The sequence below is a fragment of the Gemmatimonas sp. genome, assembly GCF_021298855.1.
Taxonomy (GTDB): domain Bacteria; phylum Gemmatimonadota; class Gemmatimonadetes; order Gemmatimonadales; family Gemmatimonadaceae; genus Gemmatimonas.
The window spans coordinates 46,811-65,888 of record NZ_JAJTHI010000026.1 but is presented as its reverse complement, the minus strand read 5'-3'; the positions used below and the strand labels follow the sequence as shown (position 1 = coordinate 65,888).

General features: G+C 69.8%; 20 protein-coding genes. 4 read left to right on the top strand and 16 right to left on the bottom strand.

The genetic code is table 11. The features are described from left to right. Positions 1 to 126: 126 nt before the first annotated feature. From LW840_RS09895 to gspG, 15 genes are all read right to left on the bottom strand, one after another. Positions 127 to 1,593, bottom strand: coding sequence for a CRTAC1 family protein (locus tag LW840_RS09895; protein ID WP_291276911.1), 1,467 nt, complete (start codon positions 1,591 to 1,593; stop codon positions 127 to 129). A 5-nt stretch (positions 1,594 to 1,598) separates the two neighbouring features. Further along, positions 1,599 to 2,147 (bottom strand): hypothetical protein, encoded by a 549-nt coding sequence (locus tag LW840_RS09890; protein ID WP_291276910.1) that lies wholly within the window; start codon positions 2,145 to 2,147, stop codon positions 1,599 to 1,601. Positions 2,148 to 2,334: 187 nt separating this feature from the next. Next, positions 2,335 to 2,487, bottom strand: a complete 153-nt coding sequence (locus tag LW840_RS09885) for a LytTR family DNA-binding domain-containing protein (protein WP_291260518.1) — start codon at positions 2,485 to 2,487, stop codon at positions 2,335 to 2,337. 89 nt (positions 2,488 to 2,576) lie between these two features. After that, positions 2,577 to 3,839: a hypothetical protein gene (locus LW840_RS09880; RefSeq protein ID WP_291276909.1), complete on the bottom strand. Its 1,263-nt coding sequence runs from the start codon at positions 3,837 to 3,839 to the stop codon at positions 2,577 to 2,579. A 42-nt stretch (positions 3,840 to 3,881) separates the two neighbouring features. After that, positions 3,882 to 4,541, bottom strand: coding sequence for a hypothetical protein (locus LW840_RS09875; protein WP_291260516.1), 660 nt, complete (start codon positions 4,539 to 4,541; stop codon positions 3,882 to 3,884). Positions 4,542 to 4,719: 178 nt separating this feature from the next. Next, a complete protein-coding gene (locus LW840_RS09870; RefSeq protein WP_291260515.1) occupies positions 4,720 to 6,261 on the bottom strand; it encodes an ATPase, T2SS/T4P/T4SS family in 1,542 nt (513 codons plus the stop codon). After that, positions 6,261 to 7,886: a secretin N-terminal domain-containing protein gene (locus LW840_RS09865; protein ID WP_291276908.1), complete on the bottom strand. Its 1,626-nt coding sequence runs from the start codon at positions 7,884 to 7,886 to the stop codon at positions 6,261 to 6,263. The genes LW840_RS09870 and LW840_RS09865 overlap by 1 nt, the downstream gene beginning before the upstream one ends. A gap of 62 nt (positions 7,887 to 7,948) precedes the next feature. Then, positions 7,949 to 8,941, bottom strand: coding sequence for a type II secretion system protein GspM (gene gspM / locus LW840_RS09860; RefSeq protein ID WP_291267752.1), 993 nt, complete (start codon positions 8,939 to 8,941; stop codon positions 7,949 to 7,951). Further along, positions 8,938 to 10,164, bottom strand: a complete 1,227-nt coding sequence (locus LW840_RS09855; protein ID WP_291276907.1) for a PilN domain-containing protein — start codon at positions 10,162 to 10,164, stop codon at positions 8,938 to 8,940. Before LW840_RS09855 ends, gspM begins: the two co-directional genes overlap by 4 nt. Then, positions 10,161 to 11,204, bottom strand: coding sequence for a type II secretion system protein GspK (locus LW840_RS09850; RefSeq protein WP_291260511.1), 1,044 nt, complete (start codon positions 11,202 to 11,204; stop codon positions 10,161 to 10,163). Before LW840_RS09850 ends, LW840_RS09855 begins: the two co-directional genes overlap by 4 nt. After that, complete coding sequence (locus LW840_RS09845) at positions 11,201 to 11,773, bottom strand: hypothetical protein (RefSeq protein ID WP_291267755.1); 573 nt, start codon at positions 11,771 to 11,773, stop codon at positions 11,201 to 11,203. Before LW840_RS09845 ends, LW840_RS09850 begins: the two co-directional genes overlap by 4 nt. Beyond that, positions 11,770 to 12,216: a hypothetical protein gene (locus tag LW840_RS09840; protein ID WP_291273778.1), complete on the bottom strand. Its 447-nt coding sequence runs from the start codon at positions 12,214 to 12,216 to the stop codon at positions 11,770 to 11,772. The genes LW840_RS09845 and LW840_RS09840 overlap by 4 nt, the downstream gene beginning before the upstream one ends. Further along, entirely contained in the window at positions 12,206 to 12,685 is a 480-nt protein-coding gene (locus tag LW840_RS09835; protein ID WP_291260508.1) for a type II secretion system protein, read from the bottom strand. The genes LW840_RS09840 and LW840_RS09835 overlap by 11 nt, the downstream gene beginning before the upstream one ends. Beyond that, positions 12,682 to 13,881, bottom strand: coding sequence for a type II secretion system F family protein (locus LW840_RS09830; protein ID WP_291267757.1), 1,200 nt, complete (start codon positions 13,879 to 13,881; stop codon positions 12,682 to 12,684). Before LW840_RS09830 ends, LW840_RS09835 begins: the two co-directional genes overlap by 4 nt. A 14-nt stretch (positions 13,882 to 13,895) precedes the next feature. Then, on the bottom strand, positions 13,896 to 14,360 hold the full coding sequence (gspG, locus tag LW840_RS09825) for a type II secretion system major pseudopilin GspG (protein WP_291260506.1): 465 nt from the start codon (positions 14,358 to 14,360) through the stop codon (positions 13,896 to 13,898). A gap of 300 nt (positions 14,361 to 14,660) precedes the next feature. Here gspG and LW840_RS09820 point away from each other — a divergent pair, with 300 nt between their 5' ends. Together LW840_RS09820 and LW840_RS09815 are read left to right on the top strand one after the other, a co-directional pair. Beyond that, positions 14,661 to 16,181, top strand: a complete 1,521-nt coding sequence (locus LW840_RS09820) for a DUF1800 domain-containing protein (protein WP_291267758.1) — start codon at positions 14,661 to 14,663, stop codon at positions 16,179 to 16,181. Between the two features lie 16 nt (positions 16,182 to 16,197). Next, a complete protein-coding gene (locus tag LW840_RS09815) occupies positions 16,198 to 17,496 on the top strand; it encodes a DUF1501 domain-containing protein (protein ID WP_291267759.1) in 1,299 nt (432 codons plus the stop codon). Positions 17,497 to 17,505: 9 nt separating this feature from the next. Here the strand turns inward: LW840_RS09815 and LW840_RS09810 are convergent, their stop codons facing one another. Further along, a complete protein-coding gene (locus LW840_RS09810; protein ID WP_291267760.1) occupies positions 17,506 to 17,901 on the bottom strand; it encodes a hypothetical protein in 396 nt (131 codons plus the stop codon). 13 nt (positions 17,902 to 17,914) lie between these two features. On the opposite strand from LW840_RS09810, the gene LW840_RS09805 reads away from it, so the two are divergent. Continuing rightward, positions 17,915 to 18,397: a hypothetical protein gene (locus tag LW840_RS09805; RefSeq protein WP_291267761.1), complete on the top strand. Its 483-nt coding sequence runs from the start codon at positions 17,915 to 17,917 to the stop codon at positions 18,395 to 18,397. Between the two features lie 59 nt (positions 18,398 to 18,456). Further along, positions 18,457 to 18,996, top strand: a complete 540-nt coding sequence (locus LW840_RS09800; protein WP_291276906.1) for a DUF4256 domain-containing protein — start codon at positions 18,457 to 18,459, stop codon at positions 18,994 to 18,996. The last annotated feature ends 82 nt before the right edge of the window (positions 18,997 to 19,078 follow it).

The window sequence follows — 19,078 nt, the reverse complement described above, 5'->3', positions numbered from 1 at the left end:
GCGACAGTCCGCCCCCTCATCCCGGACCCTCATCCTGCGCTAGACCACCGGCGGGCACCATTCGTCACGGGCTACCACCCCGGGTCGCGCACCAGCCGCCGGGAAGCCAGTGTCACGGTCGCCCGGCTACCGCGCCCGCACCGTGAGCACCTCGCGCCCGTTCACCGCGACCATGCGCACGAGGGTAACCCGGCGACGGCCATTGGCCGGCCACGTGACCTCCACGTCCACTCGGCCGCCCTGGGGGAGCCCCAGATGCACGGGGGCGTCGCTTTGGGCATCGTAGCCCGAGCCGGCATCAACCAGTGCAGTGGCCAGCAGCCGCGTACTGCCGGCGGCGAACACCCGCAGCTCGGCCCCCGCCCGCGTGGCGCGGCCGCGCCCGTCCACCACCCGCACCCGCAGCGAGCGGACGGCGAGACTGTCGGGGAGCCGGTTGGCAAACAGGGCATGCGGCCCCTGGCCGGTGAGCGCCAGATCGGCGGTGCCGTCGCCGTTGAGGTCGTGCCACTGCACGCCGTGGTCGGCGGTGACGGCGGCCAGATCGGAGGGGATGACGTTCTCGAAACGTGAACCCTGGCGCCGGTATAGGTAGTCGGGCCAGTTGCGTCCCTGGGTGACCGTGCCATTGAGGTAGAGGTCGAGCGTCCCGTCGTGATCGAGGTCGGCCAGAGCGCAGCTATCGTACCGGCCGTCGGCGGCCACGCCCCAGGCGACGGCTTCGTTGCGCCATTCCTTGCCATTGGAGAGGAACAGCCCAGGGGTGCCGTAGTTGGCCGTGATCACATCCCACCGGCCATCGCCGTTCACGTCGGCCACGCAGGGGCGCACGGTCCCGTTGGCTGGATCGCGCGGCGTGCGGCCACCCCAGGCCAGCCCCCACTCCTCGGCCACATCGGTGAATCGTCCGCGGTCATTGCGGAACACCCCGTTGGCGTCGCCGTCCATGTTGCCCACGATCACGTCGAGATCACCATCGGCATCGAGATCGGCCCACACCGCGCCCACGCTGCGCCGGGTATCGGCCAATCCCACCTCCGCCGCCACGTCGCGCAAACGGCCACCCTCGTTGCGGAACAACGCATTGGCGCGGTCGCGAAAGGCCACGAACAGGTCGAGGTCCCCGTCGCTGTCCATATCCACCCACACCGGCTGTCGCACGGCACCGCTGTCCATGCTCAGCCCGGCCACGGTGGTGGCGTCGGTAAAGCGCCCGCCATCGTTCCTGTATAGTTGCAGCACCGGCCCGGCCCCGGGGGCGAACCCCACCAACAGATCGGCATCGCCGTCGGCGTCCCAGTCACCAAATGCCGCCGCGCGCGTCGGCCGGCCATCGGCCACGCCACTGGCCGCCGCCACGTCCACGAACGTGCCGCCGTCGTTGCGATAGAGACGGTTGGGCGCGCCATTGAAGCCCACGAACAGGTCGAGATCGCCGTCGCCATCCACATCAGCCAGCGCGTTCACGAACGAATTGGGCGCCGCGAAGAGCGCCGGCTGGACGGGTTGCAGGGCGACCGGCGGCTGGCTGGTGCCCACCAGCGCGAGGAAGACCACACTCCCCATCAGGTGTCGGTAGGTGACGGCGCTCATGGAGGCTACCGGCGGTGAAGGCCGACGCTGATGACGGCCCCCGTTCTACGTCCGACCCCGACACGCACGGCGATGGGCATCTTGTCCCACCGCTCGACACCGATCGCCACGCCGATCAACGACCCCGTCACGCCCCCGCCGATAGCCGTCAACGCGACTGACTGCGCCACGGAGCCACAGCCCGGCACCTCCGGGTCCAACTCGCATTCGCTCTCGTCGGCGGGGACGAGGCCGAGCAGCGCGCCAACGCCGACGCCCCACAAGGCACCACGCAGCGCACCGCGTCCGCGACTCTTCCCGCGGAACACATCGACCGAGTTCAACGACGAGATCGCGATGGTGAGCGGCCCCGCATTCGTGCGGGCAACGGTGAGCGAGTCACCACTTCGGGCCACGATGATGCCACGCACGGTTCCCGCGAGTTGCGATCCGCGCATGCGAATGGTGGTGCCCGGCTGCAGTTCCGGATACTGCGCCTCGGCCCGAGTTCCTGCGAGCGAAAGGACGAGCGTGAGCGAGAGCAGCGGCGACAAGACCCGACGAGGGGTGAGCATGGCTGTCTCCAGCAAGAGGATGACGCACAGCGCGGCCGCACACGGTTGGCACATCGGCCACGTACACCAAAGCATACGTGCAGCCGATGCAAATGGCGAGTTGTCAGCCCTGGTGCGCGGTCGCGCATCTGCGTATCCGCTTTGCATCACGCGTCGCGGCGAGCGCCACATGGAGCGTACCTCACGATCATCCGGTGAGCTGCCGCAGCAGCTGCGTACCCGAACGACTGGCCACGATCTTGGCTCCGTCGCGCAGCTCCACCAGATAGCGTCCGGCATCGTGCGGGCGAATGGCGCTCACGAAGTCGAGATTGACCACGTGCGACCGATGAATGCGCACGAACCGCGCCGCCCCACCCACTCCTGCAGGCGCGTGACCGCCGTGTCGAATCGCCGCTTACCGGAATGCGTGAGCCGATCGTCTACTGATCAGTTCGGCGCCCGTGTACCCGTGCCGCTGTACACGCGGTTGCCACCGATCACCGGACCGTTCACGCCCACACCGTAGTTGTTGTCGATCGAGGCAATGAACTGCTTGATGCTGCCGGGAAACGGCGTGGTGCGACCGTTGCGGCCAAAGGGGTCGGTGTACCACTCGGTCGCCCCGCCGCCGTTGCTGATGACGTTGTCGTTGATGTCCACCTGCCGGCGCGCGCCGTTGAAGGGCGACCGGCTGTCATCGAAGTCCACGCTGAGCAGCGTGCCATTCACGGTGCTCGTGAGGCCATCACACTCGCGGCTGCGGGCCCGGCGCTCGCCCATGACGGTCGCGCAGAGCGCCACCGGACGCCCCACCACGGTGGGATTGAGCGGGTCGAAGAAGCGACTCGGGCGGAACACCTGAAAGTACGGATTGAAGAACGCCAGTCGCTTGCCGTTGGCCGCCTTGATTTCGTTCGACGTTTCCCAGCTCTCGTGCAGGCTGCCGAAATCGGAGCTGCGCGACGGATCGACCAGGATGCGATTCAGGATGCACGCGGCATCGGGAATGCGGCGATGGCCGCCACCGGCTGGTGCGTTGGCCGGATTGCCGGGGCCGGCGGCAATGGTTCCGCCGCACGTGCTCTGAAACTCCCCCGCGCGCCCGATGGCGCTGAGCATGGTGATGTGCATCTCGGTGCGGTCATTGCACCGGATGTGGTAATTGAGTTCGTGCAGGTTGTTGGCGAACGCATCGCGTGAGTGCGTGCCCTGATGCAGCTTGGCCATCACGTCGCAGGTGACTTCGAGCACGCCGCCGCTGCCGCCGGGACGGATACGCAGATCGTTCTCCCATTCGATCTTGTGGCCCACGTGGTCTTCGTGCCGTTGCATGCCAAGTCCGGCACGGTCGAGCTGCTCGTTGGCGTAGCCGAAGGGGAGATCGCCCACCTCGCGATACAGCGCCGAGCCGCGCGGATCCCGGCCGTGCTCGTGGCCGAAGGAACAGCCCGTGGCGGGATCGGTCGGCGGATGCCAGATGGGGTACTTCTTGCCGTCGGGGCCCAGCGTCGCGTAGCGATCGTGCACGTCGGCGGAGCAGGTATCGCCGCGCCCGGGCGTCCAGATGCCGAACGCCCGGCTGGGCGCGGCTGCCGCGATGGCATCGGCCGATGGTTGCGTGGGCGCGTCGGCGGTGCCGCTGCACGCTGCCAGGGTGGCCGTGACGAGCAGCCCCGCAGCGACGGAACGATACGGACGGACAGGGCGCATGATATGCTCTCCGAAGGTCGTCAGCAGGTGGTCAGCAGGTGGTCAGCGAAACCACGACAGCGCGAAGCCGGTGCGCACCAGCGCCAGCCGCGCATTGGGATCGATGGCGTTGCTCGTGCGTGCGCTCTGCAGCCTGCCGCCCACCGATACGACCGCATCGATGTGGGGCGTCACCGTGGCCGAGCCGACGCGCCAATCATGACCCACGCCCAGCGTGAGTGCCGGGGACTGCGTGTGAAAGCCCGCGTTGCCGTCGCTCACGCGATAGCGCGCCACGCCCGCCCCTCCCTGCAGGAAGGGTCGCGAGCGACCGAAGGCGTAGCTGCGCAGCAGCACGGTGGTGCTGCGCACCGTGCGATCCGCGTCGCCAAGCACATCGAACCACCCGACGGTTTCCACCCCCAGCAGCAAGGCCGGCGCCAGCCGCAGTCCGGCACTGGCCTGCAGCCCCCATCCGTAGGTGGGATCCTGCGTGCACACCTCGCAGAACAGATCCGCGCCACCGCGACTCGCACCGATGGACAGCCAGGCGCCGTACTTGGTGGCCAGATGCGCGAGGGCGCCGCGCACGGTGGGTTCAGCCGGCGCGGATCCGGACGCCGTGGGTCGTGGCGCGGCCTGCGAGTGAAGCGTCGGTGCGGCGGCCACGACGCCGAGCAGCGCCACGCCCACACGCCATGCCGTTGGCAGTGAAGGGATCATGTGAAATCGAAGGAAGCGGACACGGGCATACGGCTCGCGTCATGCTCACGATTCCCCAGGCTGCCCGCAACGGCGCCCTGTGCGACAGATCACACAGCGTGTGGTGTCACGCCATGATCGTGACAATCGGTGCGCGCGGCGTCACACCGGCGCGCGCGGGGAACGTCTCTCCGTCTGTTCAGCCCGACGTGACGCGCAGCACTTCCTCGAGCGAGGTGACCCCGGCACGCACGAGGCGCACGCCGTCGTCGCGCAGCGTCTGCATCCCCTCCTGCAGCGCCACCGCGCGCACTTGCTCACCACTGGCGCGCGCCTGCGTGAGTGCGCGCAGCGATTCACTCATCACGAGCAGTTCGAAGACGCCCTGCCGACCGCGATAGCCGGTGTCACGGCACTGGGGACACCCGACTGCGCGCCAGACGCGCGTGAGCGGCGACGCGAGTGGCCCCAGCCGCTGCAGCGGGGCAGGATCGGGGTCGGCCTCGCGGCGACAGTGGGGACAGAGCACCCGGACCAGCCGTTGCGCCAGCACGGCCTCCACCGTGCTGGCGACCAGGTACGGCGCCACGCCAAGGTCGAGCAGGCGCGTAATGGCACTCGGTGCATCGTTCGTGTGCAGGGTGCTGAGCACCAGGTGACCCGTGAGCGCCGCCTGCGTGGCCACCTGCGCTGTCTCCGCATCACGGATCTCGCCCACGAGCAGGATGTCCGGATCCTGCCGCAGCAGGGCGCGCAACGTGGAGGCGAAGGTCACCCCCACCTTGTCGTTGACGGGAACCTGCGGCACCCCGGGCAACTCGTACTCGATGGGGTCTTCGACCGTGACGATCTTCTCGCGGCCCGTGCGCAACACGTCGATGGCGCCGTACAGCGTGGTGGTCTTGCCCGATCCGGTCGGCCCGGTCACGAGCACGATGCCGTGCGTGCGCCCAATGATGGTGGAGAAGCGGGCCAGTGTCTCGCCGCCCATGCCCATGTCGGCCAGCGAGCGCCGGCCGCGTTCGCGATCGAGCAGGCGCAGCACGACGCTCTCTCCGTGCAGCGTGGGGGCCGTGGCCACGCGCACGTCGACCGTGCGATCCTGCAGCCGCAGCCTGATGCGCCCGTCCTGCGGCAGCCGCCGTTCGGCGATGTCCAGCTCCGCCATGATCTTGAGGCGGCTGATCACGGCCGCCGTGAGCTGCGCTGGCGGCGACGGGGCGGGTTGCAGCACGCCATCCACGCGATAGCGCACCCGCAGTCCATCTGCGAACGCTTCCAGGTGCACGTCGGAGGCGCGCGCGTCGAGCGCTTCCAGGATGAGCAGGTTCACGAGGCGCACCACGGGGGCTTCGTTGGCCAGGTGCACGAGATCGTCGAGCGGCAGTTCACCCCCGCGTCCGGTGGTGGCCGCGGGGCCAAGCCCCGCAATGACGCCCTCGGCGGTACTCGATTCCTGCGCGTACACGCGACGAATGGCGCTGCGCAGCGCCGCTTCCTCGTACCGGCGCAGCGTGACCGAGGCCCCGAAGCGCAGGCGGAGCTCATCGAGCACGAGTGGGGCGGGGGCCGCGAGCCAGGTGCCCACCTGGAGCGCATCCCCCTCCAGGTGGAGCGGGAGCACGGCATGCTCCTCCAGCCACTCCGCCGGCAGCGGACCGCCCACGCGGCGCACCGCGTCGAGCTCTGCCGCGGGCCGCACCTCGGGTGGGGCGATCAGGGGACCGGCACCCGGCCGCATCACCGCGACGGGCCGGGCGTGGCGGGAGGACGCACGGCCGAGGAATCGGGACGCGGCCGGAGGCGCCCTTCAATGGGGACGTCCTTGAGCAGCGGCGACCCGTTGCGCACCTGCTCGCGCAACCGGTCGACGTCCTCGTCGCTCGACACGATGTGCGGCGTGAGGAAGAGGAACAGCTCGGTGGTGCGGGTGCTCCGCTTCGTGTTGCCGAAGAGCGACCCCACGAACGGGAGGCGACTGAGGAACGGAATGCCCGAGGTGGAGACGTCCTCGGTGTTGTCGGAGAGTCCGCCAATGACCGTCGTCTGCCCGCTGCGCACGAAGACCGCCGTTTGCGCCTGACGCTGATTGATGATGGGGGCATTGAACAGCAGGTTGCTGGTCACGTCGTCATTGGTCTGCACCACCTCCATGTTCACGTACCCATCGGCGTTGATGGTGGGGGTGATGGTGAGCTGCTTGCCCACGGGCAGGTACTGCACCGTCTGCACGAGGGCGCGCGGGTCGAAGCCGCCCTGCTGCGAGACCTGCACGAACGGGACGCTCGAGCCCACGTTGAGCACGGCCTCGCGATTGTTCTGGGCAATGAGCACCGGAAGGGCCAGCAGGCGCACGTTGCCGCGGGTCTGCAGCGCGTTGATGGCGAGATCGAAGTTCACGGTACCGCGACCGCCGGTGATCATGGCCACGAAGTCGCGCGGTGATCCGGCGCCTGGGAGGCGGCCCAGGGTATCGCCCGTGGCGGCACCGCGGGTGTTCGAGGCCACGCCGGACACGCCGAGTGACAGGTCACCGCTGCGCTCGACCTGGGCAATGGTGACCTCGATGAGCACCTGCAGCGGACGCAAGTCGAGCGTCTGCACGAGCTGCTGCACGGCCTGGAAGTCCTCAGGCGTGGCCCGCACCACGAGCGAGTTGGTGGCGTCGTCGGCCACGATGCGGATGTCGGAGAATGACGCGCCCCCGGTGCCGGTGGCCACCTGTTGGCCGAAGATGGCACCACCGGCGTCGCGCAGCAGCACCGGCGCCCCCACCTCGGTGCCGCTCGTCGGACGCGCCATGGCGCCGGTGTTGTCGGCGGGGGCTGCGGGGGCGACGCCGCCCGGACCACGCTGCACCCCCTGAATGCGTCCAATGGCCGTCGACGTGCCGCGCCCACTCGCGCCGGGGCTGCCGCTGCCCGTGAGCACGTTCATGAGCAGCGGCGCGATGGCCGCCGCCGTCGTGTGGCGCAGACGGAGCGTGTACAGATTGAGCGTGCGCTCGGCCGTGCGCGCCCCGGGCACCACCCGCGGCGGCCCCACCAGACGCACGACGGCACTCCCCTCCTGCATGGTGATGTCATGCCCCGCCGCCACCGCGCGCATGGCATCGAGGGCGGCGTCGCGGGTCAGCGGGGTCTGCAGGCGGAGCGTGACGCGCTCGTCGGGCATGTTGCTGAGCGTCACGCTCAGCCCGGCGGCTTCCGCAATGGCGCGCAGCACCACCGACACCTCCTGCTCCACGAAGTCCAGCACCACCCCATCGGGCGTCTTGCGCACGATGGCGGTGTCACGCCCGGTGCCGCGCTGCGCCTGCGCCAGGCCGGGCAGGGCGAGACAGCACACGGCGGCACACGCGGCCACGCCCATTCGCGCACGGCGCGCGGCTCCATGCCGTGGGGCAGGGGAAACGATTGGCGCAGCAGTCATCGTACGGCTCCTTCGGGGGGTGCCATGGCATCGATCAAGTATCGTCGTCCTGACGCATCACGAAACTGCACGCGCGCCCGCTCAATGGAGAGCACGGTGAACGGACCCAGCGTGTCGCCCGCGCGCAGCACCACCACGGGCCCACCGTCAAGCGCGCACATGGCAAAGGCCGCCCCGCTGGCGTCGGTGGCGGTGCCATGCACCACCGGCATCGTCATCGATTGGGGCTCGTCGGTCGGCAGGTCATCATCGGTTCCACGCTCCACGTACACGGCGTCGGCACGCGGCGGCTGATAGCGGACATCCGGAGCGCGGCGTTCGGGCGAGAACGGGTCGCGCGCCAGCACCGCTTCGGCATCCACCACCGGCACACGCGACATGGTGGCCGTTGCGGCACCCCCGGCGGCGGGCACCGCGGTTGTTGCCGCGAACGCCGCGAGGGTTGCCGTCATGAGCAACGGCGCCGTCCCGTCATCGGCGGCACCGCTGCTGGGGGCGAGCTCCAACTGCTCCACCCGCACCAGGCGCGGCCCGTGCTCGAGCGCCTCGAGGAAGCCAAGCAATCCGGCCATGTCGCTTTCGGCGCGAACATCCACGCGCAGGGTGCGCAGCTGCGCGTCACCCGGCACGGCCGTCCGGTTGGAGACGAGCTGCAACCAGACGCCGTGCGCGGTAGCCAGCGCCTCCACATGTTCGGCAAACGCCGCGGCCGTGGCGACGTCGTCGCTGCCGACAAAGAGGCGCGCGATTGGATCGCGCCCGGCTGCCGCGTCCGCAGTGGCGCCCCCAGTGGAATCGCCGGACGCCGTCAGCGCCTCCTGCTCACGCGTGAGCAGCGATTGCTCGGCGTCAATCTGGTCGGCCAGCAGCGTGCGCCGCGCGAGGGATGGCCGCACCACGAGCGACACGAGTACCGCCAGCATCGCCACGGCGCCGCCCAGCAGCAGCGCGCGCCGGTCACGGGGCGAGAGGGCGCGCCACCGGCTCATGGCGTACCCGTCCCGGAGAGGGTGAAGGCAAAGCGGTCGAGCGGCACGCCATCCACCGCCGTTTCGCGACGCACCGGCGACGCCGCGGTGACCGTGCCAATGGCCGGCGCGCCGGTGAGCGCCGACCAGACCGCGCCGGCCCGCACCGCGCGCCCTTCGAGCGTCATGCTGTCGCCGCGCACGCGAACGCGCGTGAGATACGCGGCATCCGGGAGGGCCGTGCTGACGGCCGCCAGACGACGGGACACGGTCTGCCGGTTCGTGGCGTCGAGGGTGCGCAGCAGCCGGGCGCGTTCCACCTGCAGGCGTTGCGGCGCCGTGCGCTCGAGCTGCGGTGCCAGGGCTGCCCGATCAGCGCGCAGCTCGTCGAGCGCAGCACGTGCTCGCCATTCGAGCCCCAGCACGGCAACGGCTGCCAGCGCCGCCATCGCGATCACGGGTGCGACCCAGCGCGGCATGACCGTGGCGGCATCGTGGGCCGCACGGTCGGCGTGGTCGAAGCGCAGCGGCCAGCTTCGGGGTGACGTTGCAGTGAGTGACACCGCCGCCGCCAGTGATGCATCGCCGATGGTCGCCAGCGGACCGAAGGCACGCACCGCCTCGGCAAGGGCCAGCTCGTCACCCGCCTCGCGGAAGCGCCGCAGTGCACTCGGGGTGCCACCCTGCACCTCGATGAGCTCCTGCTGTCCCGCGTACGACACCAGCAGGCCGCGCTGGGCTGGTGAGACACCGCGGCTCCAGGCCGTCACGGCAGGCACGATTACGTCGACCGTGCATCCGGCGTCGCGCGCGGCCTGCCGCACCCGGGTGAGTACGGGCGCGGCCACGGCGGCCGCCAGCCGATCGACCAGCGCCCCTGCCTGCGCGACGGCCCCTCCACCACGTGCCGGCGCCACACCGACTACCGGCGCCTCGCGCACGTCGAGAAAGTGCCGGGCCGCCGTACGCGAGAGCAACCGCTTCGCGTCCGCCTCATCCACCGGAGGCAGGGCCACCATGCGCACCTCGGCGAGCGGCGGCAGCAGCGCCACGCGCAAGGTGAGCGCTGCGCCACCGCGACGCGCACGGTATGCCACCAGCGCCTCCTGCAACGAGGGCCAGCGATCGCCCAACGGGGGCTGCAGCGTCGCGCGGAACGTCTCCGCGTCACCGGTACCCGTGATCACGACGTCGGTGGCGGACAGCGCCATGCCGGCGGTGGCCGTGGCTCCGGAGGTCATCATCGCCGCCACCGCACATCGGTCGTGCCGTCATCGAAGCGGCGCAGCACCACCACCATGCCGGTCGTCGGCGGACCGGGTTCTCCCACCACCGTGAACTCCAGCGCGACCTCTCGGGTCTCGAGCAGCGTGCGCTCGGTCAGATCACGCACTAGGGCCTGATACGCCCCGTTGGCCGCGTCGTCCCCGCGCTGTGGCCCGCGTGTTCCACCAGCAAGCGCCGGAATGGACTCCACCCGGCGTCCGGCGCTGCGGAGTGCGAGTATGGTGGCGAGGACCGGCGGGGACATACCGGGCAATGTACGCAGGATCGGCTCCGGTGCAGCGTTCAGGTTGACGCGCACGTTGGCCCCGTCGACGGTGAGGAACGGGCGAATGGTGGCGAGGATCTCCGGCGTCATGCCAAGGACGTCCCGCAGGTCATCGAGGGCACGGAACGGTCCGTTCGTTGGCAGGGCACTGCGCAGCGCGCGGCGATACTCGGCCGCTTCGGCCCCGTTGGGACGCGACAGCGTGTCGGCATCGCGCCAGTCCGCAATGCGCCGGGCGAGTCGATCGGCCAGCAGGTCGTCCCGCAGCAGTGTTCCGAACAGCAGCCCCAACTCCCGCTCGCCGGCGAGATTCACATTCAAGACGGTCCCCAAGTCGGTGCTGCGCACGGCCACGAGCACCTCCCCCACACGCACCCCGTCGCCAAGCTGGGCATCGAGCGCCCGCCACGGATCGACGCGCGTGCTGCCGACCGCCGACCGGCGCCGGGCAGCTCGACCAGAGGGCATGCGGGACGGTGCGCGCAACTCACTCTCCAGGCGGGCCTGCACGATGGCCAGCGCCCCCTCCAGCGCAACGTGGTCACGTCCGCGATCCACCGCCGACAGCGCCAGAAAACGCCGGTCGCGCGAGACGGCGGCGAACTGCAGTCCGGCGGTGGTGATCATGACCACCAGCCAGAGTGCCGCCAGCAACGCCAGGCCACGCCGGGGGCGGCGCGGCCGGGGGCCAACCGGGCGGGCGTGACCGCGTACGGTGCGGGAACCGGTCACGAGGCGCCCCCGGTCAGCGGCGGGGAGTCCACCACGAGGGTGAGCGGCAGCTGCCAGAGCGGGGCCTGCGTGTCGTCTGGCGGAAGGGTGAGGCGCACCGCGCGCGGTCGTCCGGCCAGGAGTGCCGGTTCGCCGACCCACTGTCCCGTGGCGCGATCGAGATACTCGACCCGCAGCGCCGTCATGGTGCCGTCGAGTTCCTGCGTTCGCTGCGCTGCGCCACCGGTGGCACGAAAGGTGGCGCACAGGCCGCGTGTGGGAGTTTCCGGATCCGTGTCGATGTACAGGCGCACACGCGCACCGGGCGTACCGGTGGGCGTTCGCGCGTTGGTGATGATGTGCAGTTCGCCCGGTGGGGCAATGAGCGTGTCGAGCGACGCCGTGCTGATCCACTCCCGCAACGTGGTCCGCAGCGCGGCCGCGCGCTCGGTGCTGCGCGTGGCCTCCACCACAGTGATCCGGCGGTCCACCACCTGGCGAAACGCCAATGCCCCCACGGCGGCCACGGCGGCGGTGATGACCAACGCCACCACCAGTTCGAGCATGGTCGTGCCGCGGCGGACGGTCACAATCCCTCCTCCAGCGCTGCGGCCGGCGCACGACGATACAGTGCGCTGGCGAGGCGATGCGCCCCCTCGGGCCACGTCACCGCGATCTCGACTGTCACGAGGCCGGCCCACTCCGCGTGCGGACGTACCGTCGCGCGCCAGTCGTACTCGGCAAACGGTTCGGGAAACTGTCCGCCAGCCAGGGAGTCCGGGAGCGCACGCAGCGCGGCGTCGCTGGCGAGGGCGAGTCGGGCGTACACCTCCAACGCGAGCGCCTCGGCTTCGACCACATGGCGCGCGCGCGTGGCGGTGCGGAGTCCCGCACCTGTTGCGGCCAGCACCCCTGCACTCGTCGCGCCAACAATGGCCAGGGCTGCCACCGCTTCCAGCAGCGACAGGCCGCGCCGCGGGCGAGCCAGACGTCGTGCCGCACCGGGCACGGGGCGTGGCCGGTCAGTACGCATGGCGCGACACGTCGCCGCTGAGGGCATCGATGTGCACGGCCACCCAACCCTCGCCGTGACGAACACGCAGCGATTCGCCGAACGCCGCGCCGGAGGGATGAAAGGTGACGCTGGTGAGCAGATCACCCGGCTCGAGCGATTCACCGGCGGCCAGTGGCAGCGGGCCTTCATGCCAAACGCCGCTCCCGGCGGCGCCACTGGTATCGGCCCGCATGGTACGATTGGCCACGTCGAACCGGACCGTGACCACCTGACGCGTGGCGATGGCATGCCCGCGCGCCAGCAGGAGGGTGCGCGCGAGCAGGGTGCCCGGGGCGTCGCCGTCGAACAGCGCGTCGGCGCCCGCGGCATCGGTGGCCAGCGGGCGGTTCCATCGCGGCAGCACGAGGAGCCCGCCAATGACCGTGATGGCCAGCACCACCGCCACCTCGAGCAGCGTGAATCCGGGGCGGGCGCGCGTTCCGGTCATCGCGCAAAGGTCCCGGCATTGATGCTGTAGATGGCCTGCAGCAGGGAAAACGCGATCAACGCGACGACCCCACCGAAGAGCACGATCATGGCGGGCTCGATCAGTGCCGCAGTGCGTTGCGCGGCGCGCTCGGCGCGTTCGTCCAGCAGATCGGCCGCCTTGAGGAGAAACTCCCGCAGGCGGGAGGATTCCTCCCCGACGCCAACCAACTGCGAGAGGACCGGCGGAAAGAGCGAGCCGGCCTCGAGAGCGGCCCGCAGCGACAGCCCTTCGCGAATACGCGCGCGGACGGCCGCGGCCTCCTCACGAGCCACAGGGTCGTCAAGCGATTCGATGACGTCGCCCAGCGCCGCATAGAGCGGCGCACCACCACCAAGCAACCCGCTCAGCAGTCGGGCGAAGCGCGCGGCCAGCACCTGGCGCCGCAGCGTGCCCACCGCCGGCAGGCGCAGCAGCGATCGGGCCAGCGTGCCTCGCCCCGCCTCGCTGCGCTGCAGCCACAGCAGCGTCACGACTCCACCCACGCCGAGCGTCACCAGCACCGGCCAGCCGCGCACGGCCAGTGCCGAAACGGCCACCAGCAGTTGCGTGCTGCGCGGTAGCGCCGCGCCGGCATCGGCGAGCAGCGTGGTGAACTGCGGGAGCACGACGACCAGCAGCACCCCAATGGCGAACGCACCAGCGACCGCGAGCAGTGCCGGATAGAGCAGGGCAGAAACGAGACGACCACGCAGCTGCTCGTTGCGCTCCAGCTGTGCGGCCAGCTGGGCGAAGGCCACGGCCACTTCCCCACGTCGCTCCCCGGCCCGCACCACGCCGACGTAGAGGGGAGAGAAGAGCGTGGGGAAGGCGGCGAGCGCCTCCGCCAGCGATTCCCCGCGGATGACGGCGGCGCGGCATTCGGCGAGGGAGCGGCGGGTGGTGTCGCTGGTCAGGTCGGTCGCACTGTCCAGGGCCCGCGCCAGCGGCAAACCCGCCGGCAGGAGCGCGGCCATGGCCCGCGTGAACTCCAGCACGTCGCGCCGTTGCCGCGTGGCGAACAGCGATGGGCGCTCGACGGCGCCCTCGGTCGCATCGAGCAGATACAGTCCGCGCCCTTCGAGCGTCCGCGCCAGCGCGTCGGCATTGACGGCACTCTCGGTGCCGCGCGTGCGGGCTCCGCTGGCGTCGACCGCTTCGAAGGAGAACTCGGGCATGCGCGCGTGTCTGGCTACTGCCAGCCGAGGATGTCGGCGTTCTCGCCGTCGCCACCCGGGCGGCGGTCGGCGCCGTATGACAGCAGGTCGAACCCGTCGGGGTTGCTGGTCCCGGGTGCGAGATACACGTACGGCGCGCCCCACGGATCAACGGGGACGGCTCGCCGCAGGTAGGGGCCCCGCCACGTGGTCGTCGGATCCCCCGCGGGTGCGCTGACGAGTGCCGCGAGCCCCTGCTCGGTGGTTGGGTACCGGCCCAGGTCGAGGCGATAGGCGTCGAGCGCGGTCGCGAGCATCTCGAGCTGGGAGCGCGCGGTCGTGGAGCGCGCCGTTCCCACGTGCTGGAAGACGCTCGGCGCCACCAGCGACGCCAGAATGGCGATGACGGCAATCACGACGAGAATCTCGATGAGCGTGAAGGCCGCCCGACCAGCGGCGCCAGGACGGGGGCGGGGGTGGTTCAGGAAAGTCGGCCTCATGCGGAAAGTCTATCTCCCGGGCAAAGCGCCCACTACCAGTGGCAGACAGTTGCGCGCCGTGAGGCGCCGTTGCGCGATCCTGCCGTGACGCGTCCCCTCCGCGCGGGTGGCGGACCCGGCCCTTCTGGCAGAGGAGACTCCACGCGATGTAGCGTTCCACTTCACGTGACGTGGAAACCAGGGCGTTTGTAACGGCGCGATCCACCGCGGTGATACCAATCACGTGACTCCCGGCTGATTTGGCATTAACGTTTCGGCCGGAAGCGAGGTCGACAGCAGGACTCGGTTCACGGAGGCGACATGCAGCAAGTCGGACCACAGGAGCTGGCCACGCCGGAGTCGCGCCGCGACTTCCTGCGCATGATGAAGCGTCGTCCGGCTGAGCCGCCGTCGGCCCCGTCCGCTCCGCCGTCGTCGGCGTCATCGCCGTCGTCGTCGGCGAGCACACACTGGGACCCCGCCATGGCGCGAGTGGCCCCGCCGTCGCCATGGGCCGATGCACGCATACGCCTCGTGCGGCGTGCCACCTACGGACCGCGCGCCGCCGACATTGCCGACGTGCGCGCCGCGGGTTACCAGCGGTGGCTCAACGACCAGGTCTCGCTGCGCATCGATGACGCCGCCGTCGACGCCGAGGTGGCCGCGCGCTGGCCCAACCTGTCGCGAAACGGCATCGACCTGGTGAACGTGAATGCCGGCACACTGCGCGCCGAGCTGCAGGCGGCCACGTTGTACCGGGCCACCTTCTCGCGCCGCCAGCTGTACGAGCGTATGGTGGAGTTCTGGACCGACCACTTCAGCATCGACATCGAGAAGGTCGGTTACCTCAAGGTCCTCGATGACCGTGAGGTCATTCGCAAGCATGCGCTGGGCAAGTTCAGCGACCTGCTCAAGGCGAGTGCCAAGAGCCCGGCCATGCTGGCCTACCTCGACCAGAATCTCAGCCGCGCCGGCGCACCCAACCAGAACTACGTGCGTGAGCTCATGGAGCTGCACACGCTGGGTGTGGACGGTGGGTACACCCAGCAGGACGTGGACGAGTTGGCGCGCGTGTTCACCGGCTGGACCATTGCCGGCGCCGGGGATTTCGCCTTCAACGCCTCGCGTCATGATTTTGGCGCGAAGACGGTGCTGGGCACGACCATTCCGGCCGCGTCGCCGAGTACCGGTGCGGAGGGCGTGAAGGAAGGCGAGCTGATGCTCGACGTGCTGCTCAAGCACCCCAGCACCGGCCGCTTCCTCGCCACGAAGCTGCTCAAGTGGTTCGTCACGCCGGAGCCCACGACCGAGCAGATCGACGCCGTGGCCGGCGCCTACCGGGCGACCGGCGGCGACATCAAGCGCATGGTGCGCGCGACGCTCAACGAAGGGTGGCTTGCGCAGGCGCCGCTCAAGCTCAAGCGCCCGTTTCACCTGGTGGCGTCGGCGCTGCGTGGCACGTCGGCCGTGGTGGCCAACATTTCGGGATCGGTGAACAACGTCACGGCACTCGGCCAGCCGCTGTTCCTGTGGGACACGCCCGACGGCTTCCCCGATCTGATGGAATACTGGGTGGGCAACATCACCCCGCGCTGGGCCTTCGCCACTTCGCTCGCGAGCAGCAACTCCACCACGACGGTGCGCGTGAACGTGGCCCCGTATCTCACCGGTACACCCGACGCGGCGCTCGATCGGCTGAACGCCGAGATGTTCGGTGGCGAGATGGCCCCGGCCACCCGCGACCAGCTTCGTGCGTATCTCACCGGCGGCACTTTCAACGAGACGCGCATGCGCGAAGCGCTGTCGCTCGCCATGTGCAGTCACGACTTCCAGTGGTTTTGAACCCCGGAGCCTCCCGATGAGCGACCACGATCATTCGCACCACACCGGCTGCTCCGAGTATCGCGACCTCTCGCGCCGCCAGTTCCTCGCCAGTTCCACGGCTCTCTCCGCCGCCGCGATCGTTTTTCCCGAGTGGCTGCCGAAGGTCACGTTGTCGAATCACTTCTCGTCGACGCGTGACATCCTGGTGTCGGTATTCATGCGCGGGGCGACGGACGGTCTCGCCATGGTGATTCCGCACACCGAGGCGCGGTACTACGCCATTCGCCCGACCATTCGCACGCCGGCGCCCGATTCCATGGCGGCCAACCGCGCCATCGCGCTGGACAACCGGTTCGCGTTCCCGCCGGCCATGCGCGCCATGCTCGCGCCGTATCAGGCCGGCGACCTGCTCATCACGCACGCGACGGGGCACATCAACAACAACAACCGCTCGCACTTCGACGCGCAGCGGTTCATGGAAGTGGGCAGGCCGGTCGACCCGGATCTCACGACCGGGTGGCTGGGACGCCACCTCGCCTCGGTTCCGCCCATGCACCCCTCGCCGGTGCTGCGCGGAATCGGCATTTCCTCGGGGCTCGCCAAGACGCTGGTGGGCGCCCCGCAGACGCTGCCCATTGCCGACCCGGCCAACTACGGTATCGGCGGCTCGGCCGCCACGCGCACGGCGCGCATGGCGACGTTGCGTTCCAACTTCGAAGGCAGCGCGAATCCGCTGCGCGCGGCGGCGCTCGATGCCATCGGCACCATCGACCTGCTCTCGCGGCTCAACATCAATGCGTATGCACCGGCCGGTGGCGCGGTGTATCCCAACACGTCGTTCGGTCGTGGGCTGCGTTCGGTGGCGGCCCTCATCAAGGCCGACATCGGCATTGAAGCGGCGTCGGTGGATATTGGTGGCTGGGATACACATGCCGCGCAGGATCCCAACGCGGGGCAGATGGCCACGCTCATGACCGGCTTTGCGCAGGCCATGACCGCCTTCTGGATCGACGTCATGAACACCGGGCAGCGGGTCACGCTGGTGGCGGTGTCCGAATTCGGACGTAACGCCATTGAGAACGGCAGCCAGGGCACCGACCATGGCCGTGGTACCGTGATGTTTGCCATGGGCAAGGGCATTGCGGGCGGCCGTGTGTACACCAACGGCTGGCCGGGGCTCGAGGCCGCGCAGCTCGAAGACCGGCGCGACCTCCGGGTAACGCTCGATTACCGTGACGTACTGGCGGAAATCGTCCAGCGCCGCCTCGAGAACAACAACCTGGGGTACATCTTCCCCGGGTGGCGACCGACCTTCCGCGGCGTTACCCGTTAGGCGCGTCGCTCAACGCACGACCACGTCACCATCCATGCCGGGATGGATGGTGCAGGTGTAAGGGAAGGTCCCGGTACGCGTGAAGGTGCGCGGCACGACCACGCCCTTCACGATGGGGATGTCCGCCGGCTTCCCCGGCGCGTTCCCCGAGAAGATCACGTTGTGCCCGCGGCCATCGGGGGATTCGGAGATGCGCCAGCGGATCGTGCCACCCACGCGGATCTCCGCGCTGGTGGGCGAGAAGATGTTGCCGGGCGTGAACACGTCGAGCGTGTCGGGGCGCGCGGGGCCGGGGTTGGTGACCGCGTTGTCGGTCCCACCGGTATCGCCGGACGAGCAGGCCGCGAACAGCAGGAGCAGCGCAGCGGATCGCAGAATCGGATTTGCCGAACGAGGACGCATCATGATCGGATTGGGCGTGAGAGACAACCGTTGGACGCGCAATACTCGGGACTCGTTACGGCCGCGTGCCACCCGATGGACGGCGCTGGCCGCGCTGGTGATGCTGGCGGCGTGCGGCGACAGCGCCACCGGCCCCAAGCCGCCCAGCGCCAACGATCCTGCCGCCGGTACATTCGCGCTCACCACGGTGAATGCGCAACCGTTGCCGTTCACCCTGTTCAACGAAGCCGGTTTCCGTCTCGTCTTCGCGGCAAGCACGCTGGCGCTGCAAACCGATGGTCAGTTCGTGCTGGCCGAATCCACCGTGGAAACGGTGGCCGGCTTCGCGTCCACTTACGTCGATACGGTGCGGGGCACGTGGACGCAAAACGTGGGCACCATTGCCATGCGTTCGACTGACGGCGCCACCACCAACGCCACGTGGGATGGTCGGCAGATTGCGCTTGACCTGGTGAGCGAGGGGCAGCAGCTGCGTACCATCTACCGCAAGAATCCGTAGCAGCCTGCGGGCGTCTGCCTGATGCCGAGCCTGATGCTGTTCCTGGTGCCGGACAAGACGTGACGGCCGCCGAACGTCGCGCGCTGCTGCAGCAACTCGAGACCCGCTTCCTCGCCCATGCGGTGCGCCATCCAGGCGTGGCATGGACTGACGTGCAGACGTTGCTCACGAGGCGGCCGTCGCTGCTGGAGACCGTGCATCGCATGGAATCGTCGGGCGGGGAGCCCGATGTGCTCGTGCTGCCGGACGGCGCACTCGCCATGGTCGATTGTTCCGCGGAGAGTCCGGCCGGCCGTCGCAGCCTCTGTTACGACGAGGCGGCCCGCACCGGGCGCAAGGAGGCGGCGCCGGCCTCGAGCGCCGCGGAGATGGCCGCCGACATGGGCGTCGCGCTCATGACGGAAGAGGAGTATCACGCGCTGCAGCAGGTCGGGGCCTTCGACCGCAAGACCTCGAGCTGGCTGGCCACGCCGGCCCCGCTGCGCGCCCTCGGCGGCGCCCTCTTCGGTGATCGGCGCTACGATCGCGTGTTCATTTATCACAACGGCGCACCGTCATACTACGCCGTCCGCGGCTTTCGCGGCGTGCTGCGGCTGTGAACTGATCCGGCGCACGCCGCGGGGCGCCACGCCGCCATGGCGATCATGACCACGAATTCTCCACGCCAACGGTCCTGACTAC

Coding starts and splice junctions, on each gene's coding strand:
- LW840_RS09890 (WP_291276910.1), bottom strand. CDS start 2,147: ATGCTCACCCCTCGTCGGGTCTTGTCGCCGCTGCTCTCGCTCACGCTC.
- LW840_RS09880 (WP_291276909.1), bottom strand. CDS start 3,839: ATGCGCCCTGTCCGTCCGTATCGTTCCGTCGCTGCGGGGCTGCTCGTC.
- LW840_RS09895 (WP_291276911.1), bottom strand. CDS start 1,593: ATGAGCGCCGTCACCTACCGACACCTGATGGGGAGTGTGGTCTTCCTC.
- LW840_RS09855 (WP_291276907.1), bottom strand. CDS start 10,164: ATGATGACCTCCGGAGCCACGGCCACCGCCGGCATGGCGCTGTCCGCC.
- gspG (WP_291260506.1), bottom strand. CDS start 14,360: ATGAGGCCGACTTTCCTGAACCACCCCCGCCCCCGTCCTGGCGCCGCT.
- LW840_RS09870 (WP_291260515.1), bottom strand. CDS start 6,261: ATGCGGCCGGGTGCCGGTCCCCTGATCGCCCCACCCGAGGTGCGGCCC.
- LW840_RS09835 (WP_291260508.1), bottom strand. CDS start 12,685: ATGACCGGAACGCGCGCCCGCCCCGGATTCACGCTGCTCGAGGTGGCG.
- gspM (WP_291267752.1), bottom strand. CDS start 8,941: ATGAGCCGGTGGCGCGCCCTCTCGCCCCGTGACCGGCGCGCGCTGCTG.
- LW840_RS09810 (WP_291267760.1), bottom strand. CDS start 17,901: ATGATGCGTCCTCGTTCGGCAAATCCGATTCTGCGATCCGCTGCGCTG.
- LW840_RS09820 (WP_291267758.1), top strand. CDS start 14,661: ATGCAGCAAGTCGGACCACAGGAGCTGGCCACGCCGGAGTCGCGCCGC.
- LW840_RS09840 (WP_291273778.1), bottom strand. CDS start 12,216: ATGCGTACTGACCGGCCACGCCCCGTGCCCGGTGCGGCACGACGTCTG.
- LW840_RS09875 (WP_291260516.1), bottom strand. CDS start 4,541: ATGATCCCTTCACTGCCAACGGCATGGCGTGTGGGCGTGGCGCTGCTC.
- LW840_RS09830 (WP_291267757.1), bottom strand. CDS start 13,881: ATGCCCGAGTTCTCCTTCGAAGCGGTCGACGCCAGCGGAGCCCGCACG.
- LW840_RS09815 (WP_291267759.1), top strand. CDS start 16,198: ATGAGCGACCACGATCATTCGCACCACACCGGCTGCTCCGAGTATCGC.